Origin of the sequence: Candidatus Poriferisodalis sp., assembly GCF_965262965.1 — a bacterium.
GTDB lineage: Bacteria > Actinomycetota > Acidimicrobiia > Acidimicrobiales > Poriferisodalaceae > Poriferisodalis.
Genome location: NZ_OZ253573.1, coordinates 882,466 through 897,798, shown reverse-complemented (window position 1 = coordinate 897,798; position 15,333 = coordinate 882,466). Strand labels below are relative to the sequence as shown.

Below are 15,333 nucleotides of genomic sequence, written 5' to 3'. Positions count from 1 at the left end.
AGGCGATGAGTACCTACGAGAACCGATTCCCGGCTGACCGGGAGGCCAATCGGTCGTACCTGCTCGATGCCGTCGCGAGCGTCGCTGATGCACTTGCAGCGGGCCGGGACGAATCCGAGCAAGAGCGGCGGCTGTCGCCGATGTCGGTCGAGGCGTTGCGCTCCTCGGGGCTGTTCATGCTCAAGACTCCCCGCGAGGTGGGCGGCGCTGAAGCCCATCCCGTCGTCCAAATGGACGTCATCGAAGCGGTTGTGATGATCGATCCGGCCGCAGCGTGGTGCATGTTCATCACTGCGGCCGTGTCCGGCGCCACCTTGGCTCAGCTGCCAGATGCATCCGTCGAGGAGGTCCTTGCCGATGGCTTCCCGTTCATGGCTGGGGCGTTGCGGCCTGGCGGGATGGCCCGAAGGGCCGACGGGGGCTACCGGGTGTCAGGCCGGTGGGCGTGGGGCAGTGGTGTCGAGCATTCCGACTGGGTGATGGTGCCGGTGTTCTGCGACGGGCCGCCGCTGATCAGGGCGCTCGTGCCCACCAGCGAGGTCATCCTGCACGACAACTGGCACACCCTGGGCATGCGGGGAACCGGCAGCGGCGACTACGAGCTGGACGACGTCTTCGTCCCCGACCGATTCGCAACCGACTTGCTCGCGGCCGAGCAGATGCGGGGAGGAACGCTGCATCGGCTCGGGCTTCCCGCATACGTCGTGAACGAGCACGGCAGCTTCGCCTACGCCCTCGGCCGGCTGGCGCTGCAGACCATGCGCGACGCCGCGATCGAGAAGAAGCGGGGCTACCTCGGCGGAACAAGCATCGCCGACCGGCAGGTGTTCCAGCGGGCCATCGGCCAGGGCACCATCCGGATGAACGCCTGTGCCGCAGGCATGGCCGAGGTGCTTGAGCGCATGTTCGACTCAGCCGCGGCCGGCCCGCCCGATCCGGCGCTCGTCACCGAAGCCCAGGCCGTCGCGGTGTGGTGCACCGATGAGGCGACCGAGGTGGTCAGCGGTTTGTTCCGCTACGCCGGCGGCAGCGCGGTCATGCTGGCGAACCACATGCAGCGCATCCTGCGCGACATCTACACCGTGCAGTCGCACCTCATGGTCTCCGATGTCGGCTACGAGAGCTTTGGACGTGTGGTCCTGGGCATGGACCCCGGCGGCGGGCTTCCATAATGGCGCGAGTCGGTTGAAACCGGGGCAAGCCGTGATCATCCTCACCAACGACACGACGAGCGAAGTCTCCCAGCGGACGGATGAGACGCGGGTTCTGTGGGTGCGGCTCGATGAGCTCAAGGTAGCCACTGGCTGGCAGATGAAACCTGAAGGAGTGTGCCTCGGCGAGCTGTGTGTGCCGCTGTTTGCGGCCGAGCGTGAAGCGTGGATCGCTGACGCCGACGACTGGGTGTGGTTCTGCTACTCGGCCTTTGCCGACAAGATCGGCCAGAAGCATGTGCGCGACGGCGACGTGTGGAGCCTCGGCTCGGTGCCTGAAATCCGCCGAGTCGGGCTGGAATCCGGGCTCGCTCCCGACTTCGAGATGAGCGAGCGCGACGGCGACACGCTGCGATTGTCCGACTTGCGCGGTCGCAAGGTGGTGCTGTTCACCTGGGCGTCCTGGTGAGGATGCCGGATCAACCTGCCGGTCTGGCAGGAGCTCTACACCTCGATCGGCTCCGACCGATTCGAGCTGATCGGTGTGGCCCAAGACTCACGAGGCGAGGCCGCAGCCGGCAAGTGGTTCGACCGGTCCTCGCCGACGTACCGGTGCGTTGTCGACCCGACACACCGGATCAGCTCGTTGTTCGGCTGGGTCAACGTGCCGTCGGCCGCATGGATCGACGAGGAGGGGCGCATCGTTCGCAGCAACGAAGGTGTGTACCCGTCCGAGACCACGATCAAGTTCGGACTCGGCAAGGTCCGCATCGGCAGCGAAGCGTTTGCCCATGCAACTCGCGACTGGATCGAGCGAGGGGCGGACAGCGAGTTCGTCTGGTCAAACGAGGAGTTGGCCGCTCGCCGCAAGCCGGTCGACGACGACACGCTGCTGGCGGAGCCGACGTTCAAGCTCGCGCTGCACTTCGAAGCGGAAGGCGACAGTGAGCGTGCACTGCGGTACTTTGAAGCAGCGCAACGCTTGGCACCGGACAACTGGAACTACAACCGGCAGGGCTGGACCCACAAGGGAACCGCCTACGCACACATGCAAGTGCTCAAGCGGACGACGGACATGCGCAAGAACTCCGACAAGAACTACTACGACCCCATGGAACTGCCCGGCGAGAATCACCACCAAGTCACACAGCCAGAGTGGATCTGGACCCCAGCCGTCAACCGGATCAAGAGCCTGCTCAGCCGCTAGCGCCACCGCAATACGCATCGATGGAGCGCTCGAGCGATACGCCGGAGCGCGCACCGGAAATAAGATAAAGGTATGACGAAGCGTCGCATTACCGTCACCGTCGATGAGGACCTCATCGAGGCTGCGAGCGATGCAGTGAGCGACGGCGACGCCTCGTCGGTGAGTGCCTGGGTGAATGAGGCGATGGCGGCCAAGCGCGAGGAACAGCGCTTGCTCGATGCTCTGGACGAGGCGCTTGCTGACTACGAGTCCGAGTTCGGGCCGATTACCGACGAGCAGGTTGAAGAAGCACGCCGTCTGGCCTCACAACGAGCTATACGAGTCCGGGCACGAACGCGCGAACTGAGTCTGTCCGGTGAGCCTGCTGCTTGATACCGGGGCGCTCATCTCTCTTGAGCGGAATGACCCCGATACTTGGGCGTTCGTCCGTTTTGCGCGTCAGGCAGGCCGGCCGCTGATGACACACGGTGGGGTAGTTGCGCAGGTGTGGAGAGGCGGATTTGGGCGTCAGGCCCGATTGGCGGCGGCGCTGCGCGGCACACGAGTAGCGCCGCTCGACGATGTTCTGGGCCGGTCGGCTGGGGTGCTGCTGGCACGGTCAGGTCTGGACGACGCCATCGATGCAGCGCTCGTCGCACTGTGCAGCCACGGCGACGAAATCTTGACCTCGGACCCGGGCGATCTTGCAGCGCTCGCAGAAGCCGCCCGACTCGACGTCGACGTCATCCCCGTCTGACCGGTCAGAGAGCGAATGCGGCGGGAGCAGATGTGCCCAGGCCGTCAACCGATGTGCGTTTCCGCTTCCGATTGCTGCGACGCCTCGCTTTCGACTGCCTCGGTAGCTCGGTTGGAGATCGTCGGCTCGAGGGCGAGTCGGCGGCGCCAGTCGGCGATGGTGCTCTCAGGCACACCGAGCACTTGAGCCGCCGCGTTGTCAATGATGCGCCTGCCCTCGCATTGCTCCCCGTCTCGCAACGGCAGCAACTCGATGTCACAGGCCTGTTCGTACGCCACCAGCAAGTCGCCCCATGCGGGGTTCTCGGGCGATGGCACCGGAACACTTCGCAGCTGGTCCAGTGACCACGAGGGATAGGTCAGCTTCTTTGTGCGCCGATTCAGCAGCATCATCCGAGTCGGTGTGCTGTTCCACCACGCGCACAGTGACTTCGCCTCATCGTCATTCGCCACCGCGACCGGAACCCATGCAGAGCCAACTGATGGGAGCTCGCTGTACACGGCGACCAACCGGCCAGCGACGGTGTCGTGTCGGTTGGCAACCAGCAGCTTGCTGCGTTGCGCCCAGTAGCGCTCGGCCAGCTGTTCCTTGCCTGGCCGAGGCTGGATGAGTTGTTCAGGGGCAGCGCGCATAGTGCGGCGGAGCTTTGCGGACGCTGACCAGAAGGCGTCAAAGCTCATGATTGACTCGTCGGCCTGAAAGCGTCTTGGATGCGTCGCCCTGCTGGGCCGACGGCTCGTCGCACGGAGATCGATTCGAGTCGATCTGGTGGAATGCCCCACGGACTGCGCGGCCGTCGGGTTCGAGTCGGTATCGCGCCTGGAGGGGAAGAAGGCGCCCCTGATTGCTTGGCCCGAAGGTCCGAAACTCCCCCCCCCTGATAGGAGCAGCGCTGGCGTCGGACGAATTGGGCGACCCGGCTTCCAGTGACAGGGCAACGTCGGCGAGATTGCCGTCATACCACTGCACGGGCGACCAGTCGCCATCGCGTAGGCGCTCGGCTGGCCACAGCGTGACATTGCCCCATTCACCAGGGTCGCCGCTCGCAATTGCATCGGCGGCGGCGAGTGCCTCGGCGGGGGTCGACGGCATCTTGCGAAGCGACACGAATCGGGTGGGCGGGTCGCTTGCAGGCGAATCCGATCGATCATCTCGACGCCGGGCGATAAGCAAACACTCGTGAATGCCGGTGTTTTCGGAAAAGTTGATGTTCTTCGGATCGTGTGACGTGACGACCGTCTCAATGCGGAGTCGGTCTGCGAGAAAGCGGCGTTCGTTCTGCCCCGACGAAGCGGTGCACGCAGTCGCGGGGACCACCGAAGCGACGGTTGCACCGCGAGATGTCGACATTCGCTCCACGATCGGTGTGAAGTAGGTGCGGATGCTGTTGGCATCAATGGTTGCACCGGCCACGGGGTCTGAGTGCAGCAATACGTCGCGCAGCCCAAGTTCGTGCTGCTGCATGGCCTTCTTCTGAGCAGGCGAGTATTGCGAATTTTTCTTTACGTTGTTGGTGAACGGCGGATTCATAATGACGAGATCGATGTCGCGAATCGGGAAGTCGGCGCCGGAATCGGTCAACTGCGCGCCCACACTCCGGGCGTCGGCGTGTTGCACGAGGTTTCGCAGTGATGCTGCGGAATCGGCGAACCCGAGCACTTCCAGCGTTCCCGCCATCATCGATCCATCGGGTTGCGGGCCGTGTCTGAGCGTGAACAAGTTCATCTTGCGGAAGTCGACGGTCGGAGCGCCCAAAGTGAAGTTCGATGCAGCGAACTGAATGGCTGGCGAGTTGATATCGAGACCGTGGAGCACGTTCTCGACGACGGCCTTATGCAGGTCGGAATCGCTGGAATCAGCATCGTCGCTGTCCAAGTGTTGGCCGACCTCGCGGACGCGTTGCTTGAGCACCCGTAGCGCCGCCATGAGGAGTGTCCCGGTGCCGCAGGCGGGGTCCATGATCCGCAGGCGGGCGATCTGTTCGGAATCGGACCAGTCGGCGAAATCCTCGTCAATGGCCAGCCGCGCCAGCATGAGCGCTGACAGATTCTTGGTGTAAAACGCGCCATATGCCGCTGCGTTGGGCAGGATGCGGTGATACAGGGGGCCAGCGTGGTCGTAACCCATCTCGGTGAGCGAATCGGCGGTGCGGTTCGCGCACTCAGCCAGACCTCGCAATGCCTCGACTGCGTACGGTCGAGTCGGGAGTTGCCTGAGCACGGAGAGCGCAGATCCGAATACCGGCTCGTAGTCGTGCTCGAGAATCCGCTCCCACCCGTCTGCCAGGACCGCTGCGGGATCGGGGGCTCCGGTCACGCGGGCCAAGTCGGCGATGTCGCTGAACCGGGGCACCTCGCGCAGGCGACGGTGCAGCAGGCAGGCATTGATCAGAACGAGCGCGGCAACCTTGCAGATGTCGGTCTTGTTGGTGTCGTCAACGGCGAGATTGCCGAGCGCGGCCGCCAGCGGCGCCGCAAGATCGCCTTCACTGAAGCGAGCACCGGCGAAGGTCACGGCGAGCCCCAGATCGTCTGCCACGAGCTTGCCGGCCGACCCCAGACCCGACGCGGCGACGACATGCGCGTAGATGGCAGCGCCCGCCTTGTGCAGATCGAGCTGGAGTTGTGCAGGCTCATCGACGTTTTCTTCCAAGTCGTCGCCATCGCCCCGATGCCCCTCAGGCGGCGGGCGAGTGACCTCGCATGCTGTGACGAATCGGGCCGGAGTCTCGGCGAGGCGAGTGTCGTGGGCCTGCAGCGCCCTCAGCACTTGGCCGACTGATTCGTAGCCGCTGCCGCCCGCCTCGAGCGTCGCTGCCAGATCTTCGCCCGGCGGCACCGGGACGGGAATCACGATGTAGCCGAGCTTCTTTCCTTCGACGCGCCGCATGACTCGTCCGACGGCTTGCACGATGTCAACCTGGCTGTCGCGAGGCTCCATGAACACCACCGCATCCAGCGACGGCACGTCCACCCCTTCGGTCAGCAGCTTCGCATTGCAGATCACGCGAGCGCACTGGTCGGTGCGAGTCCGCGCGAGCTTGCGCAGTTCCTCGCTGCGCTCGAAGGCCGGTGCAGTTCCGTCGAGGTGAGTCGCTTCGACCTTGGCGGCGCCTTCCGTTTCTCCGTGTGCGCGCCTGCGTCGGGTGATGAGGGCGCGCAGCTGCGAATCAGCCAGTCCCATGGCATAGAACTTTGACCTCGCGATGGAATTTGCGAAGGCGATGGTGCTGTCAAGCCGCCGAGGCACCTCCAGTTCGCTGCCCTCGGCCATGCCGTTGATGGCGAGCGACGTGCCGAGCAGCCGTTGAAGGTCTTCGATGCTGACGACCAGCGGTTTCGGGCCTCCCTTCTGCGTCTGCGATTCGGCGGATGCGTCGCCCAGGTCGATGAGCCGCTGTCGCATGCCTGCCGGAACGGCGCTGTCGTGGACGCCCAAGACGATCACCCGATAATCGGCGAGCATGTCGGTCTCGACTGCCTCCTTGAACGACAGGCGCTCCAGTTCGGGACCATAGACATGCAGGTCGTTCATGTCGACGGTCCCGATGCCGCGTCCAGCGAGCGATGCCTTGGACGAGGCGGTGTAGATGCGGGGAGTAGCCGTCATGTAGAGCCGCTTGCGGGCACGCAGGCGATCGTCGTCGTGGACCATCTGGAAGCCGCTGTCCCGCTGGGTTCCGGCCGCGTCGGAAATGGCTCCAGTCGTGCGGTGCGCCTCGTCGCAGAGGACCAGATCAAATGCCCCGGCAGCGTGTTCGCTCTGGGCCTCGCAGAGTCGATGCAGCGACTGATACGTGCAGAACACCACGCGTGTTATGTCGGTGTCGCGGACGGGGTCCAGCATCACCCCGAGTTGCTGCGGCGACGTCGTCACCGGGCACTCCAGCTCGGAGACCCGCATCTCGGTCGCGCTCTCTGAGCGGCCGCCCGCGGACTCGTCGGAGCAGACGACGACACACTCAAGGGGTCGCGTCGTGTGCAGCAGCCATTCTCGGCGCGCTTGTGCCACCAGCGCGATGCTCGGCGCCACGAATGCGATGCGTCCGCCGTCAGGGACCACGCTTTCGGCGATGCGCAGCGAAGTGAACGTCTTGCCTGTGCCGCAGGCCATGATCATCCGGCCCCGGTTGTGGTGCGACAAGCCATCAACGACCTTGTCGATCGCCTCGTGCTGGCGTGGCCAAGGTGCACGAACAGGCCGCTCCTGCAGCTTCTCGCTGATCTTCTCGAATTCATGGTGCAGGAAGTCGATCCGGCGGACCGAGGATCCGAGGCTGTCTACCTGCACGAGTGCGTTGTCGGTCCACGGCGATGTCGTGACGATCCAACGCATCGCGAACACGGGCTGATCGGCGGCGTCGGTCGCCTGCGATTGGCTCAGGAACGAGTCGATGTCAGCCTTGGCGACTCGTCGCTTCGGTGCGTAGCACTTGCATTGGATGGCGATGTGGCTGCCGTCACGGTGACGCGCGACAAGGTCGATGCCGGTGTCCTTGCCGCTGAGGCCGGTCAGCTGCTGACGTTCGCGCCACCGTCCCCAGTGTTCGATCTCGTCGATCTCGTACTCGGGACTTTCAAGGAAGACGATCTTGACGAGTTCCTCGAACCACCGGCCCTTCTCGGATTCGTCACGGCTGGTAGTGCGAATGCGCTCGATGACCTCGCCGACCGTAACGAGTGCTTCGACCGGCGGCTCGGACGCGGTATCCGAAGTAGGGGGGGTGGGGGGGGGGGGGGGGGGGTAACAGCGAACGGGAGGCTCAACGAGGCGAGGTTGATGTCCTCACGACGCATCCCGCGGGTCGCGGAGGGCAAGAGTGTGATCTCGTCGGCGTCCGCCTCGACCTGCGGTGGGCGTGTCTCGCTCATCGATGCCTCCTGTGGTTCCCGCAGTTGTAGTCGAGAGCGACGACGGCGATCACCATCATCAGGACCATGTGCTGGATGTAGGTGAGTCGGCTCTGGGTGGGCATGGGCTTCGTGGTCCTCTCGTGAAGGGGCGGTGTCGCATTCAGGCGCCACCGCAGGACGGTAGTTCTCGACGAAGTGGCGTAGCGTCCCGTTGCAATTGCTCACGAAAGGCTCACGATGGCGACGCTACGCGCACTTCCGTCATTCCAGGGCCGAATCGGCAGAACCGTTGCCGAATCGGAGCCGTGGTTCGAGGAGCATCCCCGTGCGCCTTCCAGCGCGCCGAACGTGGTGTTCGTGCTGCTTGACGACACCGGCTTTGCCCAGTTCGGCTGCTTTGGGTCGGACATCGACACGTCCCGCATCGATGCGCTCGCCGCGAACGGCATCCAGTTCACGAACTTCCACGTTGCGCCGCTGTGCTCGCCGACCCGGGCGTCGCTGCTGACGGGACGGGCCCAGCACGCCGTCGGCATGCGATCGGTGTCGAACTTCCAGACCGGCTTCCCGAATCAGCTCGGGCACATCACCAACCACGCTGCGACCGTCGCAGAGGTGCTGCGAGACGAGGGCTATGCCACGTTCTGCACCGGCAAGTGGCACCTCGCGCCGACGGAGGACAGCTCCGCCGCCGGCCCATTCGATCAATGGCCCCTCGGCCGGGGTTTCGACCGCTTCTACGGGTTTCTCGAAGGCGAGACCGACCAGTTCTTCCCCGAACTTGTCAGTGACAATCACCCGGTTGACCCGCCTGCTCGTCCCGAGGACGGGTATCACGTCAGCGAAGACCTCGTCGATCAGATGCTGCAGATGATCAGCAACAGCAAGGGAGTGCGTCCCGACCGGCCGTTCTTCGCCTACGTGCCATTTGGCGCCACGCACGCTCCGCATCAAGCACCGCCGGAGTACCTCGCGAAGTACCGGGGCCGCTACGACGAGGGTTGGGATGTGGTGCGCCAGCGCTGGTACGACCGGCAGATCGAGATGGGCGTCATCCCGCCGCACACAGCGCTGGCGCGACTGAACCCGGGCGTGAAGCCGTGGGACAAGCTGTCAGTGAACGAGCAGAAGCTGGCCCGCCGACTGCAAGAGGCCTTTGCCGCTTTCCTGGATCACACCGACGACCAGATCGGGCGATTCGTTGCCGGGCTCGAACATCTCGGGCTGCTCGACAACACGATCTTCATCGTGATGGCCGACAACGGTGCGTCCCAGGAGGGCGGACCGACCGGCGTGATGCACGAATTCAAGTTCTTCAACGGACTGGCTGAGTCGATCGACGATGTCGTCGAGCGGCTCGACGACATCGGTGGGCCCAACAGCCACACCAACTACCCGTGGGGCTGGGCCCAATGCGGCAACTCGCCATTCCGCTGGTACAAGCAGAACACCCATGAGGGCGGGGTGCACGTGCCGATGGTTGTGCACTGGCCAGCCGGCATCGCCGCCGATCAGCAAGGGACGAAGCGGAGCCAATTCGTCAATGTGTCTGACGTGACCCCCACCGTGTATGAGCTGCTCGGTGTCACGTCGCCCGAGACATACCGGGGGCTGGACCAGCTCCCGGTCACCGGCAACTCGTTCGCGTCGGTACTGGCGGACCCTGAGGCTCCAGCCACGAACACGCTGCAGTATTTCGAGAATTCCGGGTCACGTGCCTTGGTTGCGCTGTTGGACGACGTGTGGTGGAAAGCAGTCATACGGCACATTCCGGGCGACGACTTCGACACTGAACAGTGGGAGCTCTTCGACCTCGGGGCCGATCCCTCTGAGTGCAACGATCTCGCAGGCGACCAGCCCGAACGCCTTACCGAGCTCATCGGCTTGTGGTGGGCCGAGGCCGAGCGCCACGGCGTGCTGCCGCTCGACGATCGCGGCGTCGCGTTGTTCGCGGCACCGTTGCGCGAGAACTCACCACACCCGCCGAGCCGGCGCTACGTGTACCGGCCGCCGATGTCTCGGGTTCCCTCGCAAGCGTCCCCGTCCGCCGGTGGGCGAGTGTTTGATCTCACCGCCCGGGTGAGTCGGCAGGCGGGCGACGACGGCGTCATCTGGGCGACGGGCAGCGCCGGCGCAGGCGTTTCAGTCTTCATCCAGAACGATCACCTCGTGGTGGACTACAACGCGTTTGCTGATCACACCATCGTGGAATCGTCGGTCGAGGTGCCTGAAGGTGACAGCGAACTGTCGCTGCATCTGCAGCGCACGGGTCCACAGGGAGGAACCGTCGAACTGCGAGTCGACGGCGAGCCGGTCGGCGGGGCAGAGCTGCCGTTCATGATGCGGATGATCTCGTCGTTGGGCTCCAGCATCGACCACGACTACGGGTCGACGGTGTCAGAGCGCTACGACGGCTCGTTCCCGTTTGCGGGGACTCTGCATGAGGTCGAGATCAACCTGTCGTCACGGACCGCGGCCGACGTCGCTGCCACCGCCCGAGCCGAGATGGCCCGTCAGTAGGCGGAAGTACGCAGCGGCGCGCCGCCGACTGCGGTCAGTTTGAAGTCTTCGGGGCGACGATTGTGGTGGTGCCCTGAGCGACGGCGACCATGCGCTCGCCGTTAGTGATCTCGACACGCACGACAGCGAGTCGCTTGCTCATCGAAATGATCTCGGCGGTGGCCACGCAGGTGCCACCGGTGACCGGTGCGAGCAGGTTGATCTTGAATTCGGTCGTCGCAGCCCAGTAGCCCGGAGGCATGACGGGGTACATGACCACGCCGAGCACGTGGTCGCACATGGCCGAGAGGCAACCGCCGTGCATGGTGCCCATGGTGGTGATCAGTTCGTCGGTGATCGGCATCTCGCACACGAGCCGCCCGGCCTCGAACTCCACCGCCCTGATGCCCAGATAGCCGTCAATGCCGCGGCGCGACACCCGGCCGATCACCTTGTCGGCCCATTCGGAGTTGAAGGTTTCAAAGACCGGTCGGCTCATGGATCGCTCCTAGGACTGGGCAGGATCAGGTGCAAACACGCCGTGCTGTGTTTGATGCTTCACGGCGCAAAGACGCCGTGAACGGGCGGCACGCCGGAACGTTCTCCGGCGAGGAGCTGAATCAGCGGTTCGAGGTCGTCGAAGCCGGCCACTTGGCGAGGCAGGTCTTTGAATGGGTATGGGCCCGAGACCAGTAGATCCAGGGCCTTGCGGTAGGCACCGACGTCAACGCCGAGGGCTCCGATGATCCGCAGTTCCTTGTAGACGATGTGATCGGGGTCGAAGCCCGGCGTCTCGGGAGTGCCGCGGGTGCCGGCGAGAACGATCGTGCCGCCAGGGCAAGCGAGCTGGACAGCCTGAGCGAATGCGGCGGGCGCCTTCGCCGTGACGTCGACCACGATGTCGGCCTTGCGCCCGATTGTTTCGCGCAGCGCACGGTTCGGGTCGGTCTCCGAGACATCCACCGCGAGGTCCGCACCGAACGCGGGCGCCAGGGCCAGCCGTTCTGCATCGCGAGTTCCGAGGCCCGTAATCATGACGAAGCTCGCGCCGGCTTCCTTCACGGCTGCAGCAGCGCACAGGCCTCGAACACCCGGTCCGAGGATCGCCACGACGTCACCCGGCTGGGTCTCGGGGATCTCCACCGCCCAGCGGATGCCGGCACCGAGCGGATTGAACAGCGTGGCGGCAACCGGATCGAGCTCATCAGGCACTGGCATCAACATCGAGTCGGGTCCCAGATACAGATGCGAGGCGTAGCCGCCGCCTAAGCCGGGCGGCGTGTCGGCGTCGGTGAATCCGATCATCGTTGCAAGGCCGTTGCGCTCGCAGCGCCGGTACACACCTGCCTGGCACTGCACGCATTCCCGGCAGGACAGGAACACTTCGACGGCGACGCGCTGGCCAGCGCTCACGCCCCAGCGCTCGGCTGCCGCGTCGCCCAATTCCTCGACCACGCCGATCACCTCGTGGCCGGGGATGAAGGCATGCGGGTTGGTGATGTGACCGGTGTATTGTTCGTGATCGGTGCCGCACAGGCCGCATGCCTCGATGCGCAGGAGGCCGTCGCTGGCGCCGATTTCCGGCAGGTCGAAGCTGCGCTGCTCGAACGAGCGGGGTGCCGTGAGTACCAGTCCAGTTGCAGATGCCATCGATGCTGACCCTCATCTGGTGACAAACCGCGCGGCTGTGCCGACGCCGGTCTGTGGCGTGCCCGGCACGCCGCAAAAGACGTTAGGTCACCGGCACCGCAGAATCGGCTGCAGGACACATCGCCAAAGCGGGCGCCCGTACGCTGCGACGATGACGCCGACGATCGTTGAGGTGACAGCGGCCCCGCTGCGGCGGCCTGAAGTGCTCGGGCGAACCGCTCCGCCCTCCGCGTCGTGGGACTCGACGGGCATGATGCATGCGCTGTCGAGCGATCGCAGCTTCGCCGGCCAGGCGATGCGATTCGAGCCTCCTTGGGACGACGCTCTGTGCGTCGTCACTGCCTCTGATGGCAGCTTCGGCGTCGGCATGACCAGCCAGGCAGGGCCGGTCATGCCAATCATCAACGACTTCTTCGGCCCGATGATCGTCGGGGAGAGCGTTCTCGCCATCGAGCGGCTGTGGAACATGATGAGCCGGAGCGCCAACAGCGCCTTCGGGGCGGCAGGCCTGGCTGCCTACGCCCTCAGCGCGGTCGACCTGGCCCTGTGGGACCTGAAGGGCAAGGTTCTGGGCCGACCCGTCTACGAGCTGATGGGCGGTCCGGCCAGGGAACGCACACGCTGCTACGCGACCGGCAATGACCTCGACGACTCGCGCAACCGGGGATTCGACGCGTTCAAGCTGGCCGGCTCTGTCGGGCCCGGATCAGGCACTGCTGGCATTACCGAGACCGAGCGTCTGGTGGCGAGCGCTCGCTCAGAACTCGGGCCCGATGCCGACATCATGCTGGACTGCTGGTCGTCGCTAGATGCCTCCTACGCAGTGCGTCTCGGCGAAGCGCTGGCCCCGTACCGGCTGACCTGGATCGAGGACTACGCCCAGCCCGACGACTGGCCCGGATACGCAGACGTGCGCCGACGATTGCCCACTCAGATGCTGGCTGCGGGTGAGCGCTGGCTGACCGACCGGGCCTTCGCTTACGCCGCCCAGCAGCGACTCGTGGACGTGCTGCAGCCGGATGTCCAGTGGGTGGGGGGTGCCACAGCCGTGCTTCGGATCGCGGCCATCGCCGCCTCATCGGGGATCGAGCTGGCCTTGCACGGCGGCAGCAACGACAGCTACGGCCAGCATCTCTGTCACGCGCTGGCCCAGAACCGCTGGGCGGAGATGTATGTCGGCTGCCCGCCGGGTGAGTCGCTGATGAATGCCTGGCGTTCCACCCCCGGCATGTCACTGCCCGATGACGGTTGGCTTGTGCCCAGCGAAGCGCCTGGATTTGGCATCGAGCTGACCAGCGAGCAGATCGACGCTGCCGTAGGGCAAGCGGACTCCTGAGCGACCGCTTCGGCGGACGTAGCTGCGCAGTGCTCAGGACTTGCGGGAGCGCGATGCTGGCGAGTCCTTGGGATTGGCCCAGCCGACCGTCATGCCAGCTGACAAGCCGCCGTCGACCGGGAGATCGACGCCGTTCACCCAGCCGCTCTCACCAGCGAGCAGCCAAGCAACCACTTGGGCCTGGTCGTCGGGTGTGGCAACCCTGCCGACCTGTTCGTTCAACCACGCCATCTGCTCGACGCCTGCGTCCTGCTCGAAGTAGGGGAACAGGGGAGTGTTCACGGGGCCGGGGCTGACCGAGTTCACACGGATGCCCCGGTCCACCAGCTGTCCTGCCAGTTGCTTCGTGTACGACACGACCCATTCCTTGGACAGCGTGTATGCGTTGGGTCCGCCGCGGTCGTATGCCTGGGCCACTTCGATCCCAGCGGCAAAGTCCTGACCAGCATCCAGCTCGGCGATGCGGTCGCGGTGCCGATTCCACACCATGCCCGCCAGCGAGGCGATGTTCACGATCGAGCCGCCGTCATCGAGCTTGCCCGCAGCCAGCAGTGTTTCGGTGACGTGGCGAAGCCCGTAGACGTTGACACGCAACACCAGCTCGGCGCCCATGCTTCCCGCAACCCCGGCGATGTTGCCGAGCCCATCGAAGGAGCCGTCGATCCCGGCGACTACTTCGTCGATCGACGCAGGATCCGACATGTCGCAGTGATGGTGCTCGCTCGCACCTTCGGGAGCGTCCTTGATGTCAAGGCTCACCACGTCGTGCCCGTCGGCCACCAGTCGCCGCAGTGTGGCGTTGCCGATTCCGGTGGATGCCCCTGTCAACAGAATGCGTTTTGTCATGATGATCTCCCTCTCGCCTCGCCAGCAGTGAAGTTCACTTTCGCCCAGCGCCGTGAGACTAGATCGGCGTGGGACACATCAGCCCGTGCCGATCCCGATCACTGTTCGAAGCCGAGGCGTTCCTGTTCAGCTCGAACGAAGACGATCACTGCCTCGATCTCGGCATCGGAAATGCCCTCGACCGGCGGCATGTCGCCGAACCACCAGTGATGCTCGGGCGCGCCTTCACTGATGGCTGAGCGGAAGGAGTAGTCGCTGTGATGATCGGGCTCGTAGATGATGGATAGCTGCGACGGGCCCTTGTCCGTGCCACGAAGGTCGACGCCGTGGCATTCAGCGCAGTACTGCTGGTAGACCGCCGCCCCGTCGACGGGAGCGTCGACGCTCGCTGTCGGATCGGCTTGAGTGCCGTCCGTGGCCTCCGATGTTGCATCCGTGGATCCGCATCCCGAGGCGACGAGGCACGCTGCGAGAACCGCGGAAGCAAACGCGTGGGACAGTTGTGCTTTCATGGGTTAGGGCCGAGGACGGCTCGGTAGGCGTTGAGGGCCTCGTCGTTGAAGCAGACGAAACGGACGAGTTCGACCTTGGTGGATGTGCTGCGAACGGCGTCGATCGCAATCTGCGTGGCAGGCGCGACGGGGTAGCCGTAGACGCCAGTGGAGATGGCGGGGAAAGCGATGGACGTGGCGCCCACCTCGTCGGTCCTGGCAAGCGAATCCCGATAGCACGACGCCAGCAGTTCGGCCTCGCCGTGGGAGCCACCGTGCCAGATGGGACCGACGGTGTGGATCACCCAGCGAGCAGGCAGCCCGAAACCCGGCGTGATCTTGGCCTGCCCAGTGGGGCAGCCCCCGAGTGTGCGGCAGTGTGCGAGCAGTTCGGGTCCGGCCGCCCGATGGATTGCGCCGTCGACACCGCCTCCGCCCAACAAGGTCTCGTTAGCGGCATTGACGATGGCATCGACGCGTTCAGCAGTGATGTCGCCGAGCACCACCTCGAGGCGTGGGCCGATGCGGCGAAGCCTGGCGGTGTAGCCGAGGTACTGCCACATC

13 protein-coding genes are annotated in these 15,333 nt (G+C 65.0%); 6 read left to right on the top strand and 7 right to left on the bottom strand.

Annotated elements, in window-relative coordinates; translation table 11 throughout:
• Positions 1–5: 5 nt before the first annotated feature.
• The 4 genes from ACQY5K_RS04165 to ACQY5K_RS04150 all read left to right on the top strand — a co-directional run bounded on the left by ACQY5K_RS04165 (position 6) and on the right by ACQY5K_RS04150 (position 3,094).
• The gene (locus ACQY5K_RS04165; RefSeq protein WP_428120328.1) at positions 6–1,172 is read left to right on the top strand and encodes a hypothetical protein; all 1,167 of its coding nucleotides are present in this window, start codon (positions 6–8) and stop codon (positions 1,170–1,172) included.
• A 31-nt stretch (positions 1,173–1,203) separates the two neighbouring features.
• The gene (locus ACQY5K_RS04160) at positions 1,204–2,358 is read left to right on the top strand and encodes a redoxin domain-containing protein (RefSeq protein ID WP_428120326.1); all 1,155 of its coding nucleotides are present in this window, start codon (positions 1,204–1,206) and stop codon (positions 2,356–2,358) included.
• Between the two features lie 72 nt (positions 2,359–2,430).
• The gene (locus tag ACQY5K_RS04155; protein WP_428120324.1) at positions 2,431–2,730 is read left to right on the top strand and encodes a hypothetical protein; all 300 of its coding nucleotides are present in this window, start codon (positions 2,431–2,433) and stop codon (positions 2,728–2,730) included.
• Complete coding sequence (locus tag ACQY5K_RS04150; protein ID WP_428120322.1) at positions 2,714–3,094, top strand: PIN domain-containing protein; 381 nt, start codon at positions 2,714–2,716, stop codon at positions 3,092–3,094. The genes ACQY5K_RS04155 and ACQY5K_RS04150 overlap by 17 nt, the downstream gene beginning before the upstream one ends.
• A 44-nt stretch (positions 3,095–3,138) precedes the next feature.
• Here ACQY5K_RS04150 and ACQY5K_RS04145 read toward each other — a convergent pair whose 3' ends face one another.
• Complete coding sequence (locus ACQY5K_RS04145) at positions 3,139–3,774, bottom strand: hypothetical protein (protein WP_428120320.1); 636 nt, start codon at positions 3,772–3,774, stop codon at positions 3,139–3,141.
• Complete coding sequence (locus tag ACQY5K_RS04140) at positions 3,764–7,645, bottom strand: DEAD/DEAH box helicase family protein (RefSeq protein WP_428122544.1); 3,882 nt, start codon at positions 7,643–7,645, stop codon at positions 3,764–3,766. The genes ACQY5K_RS04145 and ACQY5K_RS04140 overlap by 11 nt, the downstream gene beginning before the upstream one ends.
• A gap of 539 nt (positions 7,646–8,184) precedes the next feature.
• Here ACQY5K_RS04140 and ACQY5K_RS04135 point away from each other — a divergent pair.
• Positions 8,185–10,467, top strand: a complete 2,283-nt coding sequence (locus tag ACQY5K_RS04135; protein ID WP_428120318.1) for an arylsulfatase — start codon at positions 8,185–8,187, stop codon at positions 10,465–10,467.
• 34 nt (positions 10,468–10,501) lie between these two features.
• Here the strand turns inward: ACQY5K_RS04135 and ACQY5K_RS04130 are convergent, their stop codons facing one another.
• On the bottom strand, positions 10,502–10,945 hold the full coding sequence (locus tag ACQY5K_RS04130; protein ID WP_428120316.1) for a PaaI family thioesterase: 444 nt from the start codon (positions 10,943–10,945) through the stop codon (positions 10,502–10,504).
• Between the two features lie 59 nt (positions 10,946–11,004).
• Complete coding sequence (locus tag ACQY5K_RS04125; protein WP_428120314.1) at positions 11,005–12,096, bottom strand: zinc-dependent alcohol dehydrogenase; 1,092 nt, start codon at positions 12,094–12,096, stop codon at positions 11,005–11,007.
• Positions 12,097–12,247: 151 nt separating this feature from the next.
• On the opposite strand from ACQY5K_RS04125, the gene ACQY5K_RS04120 reads away from it, so the two are divergent.
• Positions 12,248–13,432 carry a mandelate racemase/muconate lactonizing enzyme family protein gene (locus ACQY5K_RS04120; RefSeq protein ID WP_428120312.1) on the top strand — a complete coding sequence of 395 codons (1,185 nt, stop codon included), beginning with the start codon at positions 12,248–12,250 and terminating at the stop codon, positions 13,430–13,432.
• Positions 13,433–13,465: 33 nt separating this feature from the next.
• Here the strand turns inward: ACQY5K_RS04120 and ACQY5K_RS04115 are convergent, their stop codons facing one another.
• The 3 genes from ACQY5K_RS04115 to ACQY5K_RS04105 all read right to left on the bottom strand — a co-directional run bounded on the left by ACQY5K_RS04115 (position 13,466) and on the right by ACQY5K_RS04105 (position 15,332).
• Positions 13,466–14,278 carry a coniferyl-alcohol dehydrogenase gene (locus ACQY5K_RS04115; protein ID WP_419923051.1) on the bottom strand — a complete coding sequence of 271 codons (813 nt, stop codon included), beginning with the start codon at positions 14,276–14,278 and terminating at the stop codon, positions 13,466–13,468.
• Positions 14,279–14,376: 98 nt separating this feature from the next.
• A complete protein-coding gene (locus ACQY5K_RS04110) occupies positions 14,377–14,790 on the bottom strand; it encodes a c-type cytochrome (RefSeq protein WP_428120310.1) in 414 nt (137 codons plus the stop codon).
• Entirely contained in the window at positions 14,787–15,332 is a 546-nt protein-coding gene (locus ACQY5K_RS04105; RefSeq protein ID WP_419923531.1) for an O-acetyl-ADP-ribose deacetylase, read from the bottom strand. Before ACQY5K_RS04105 ends, ACQY5K_RS04110 begins: the two co-directional genes overlap by 4 nt.
• Between the last annotated feature and the right edge of the window lies 1 nt (position 15,333).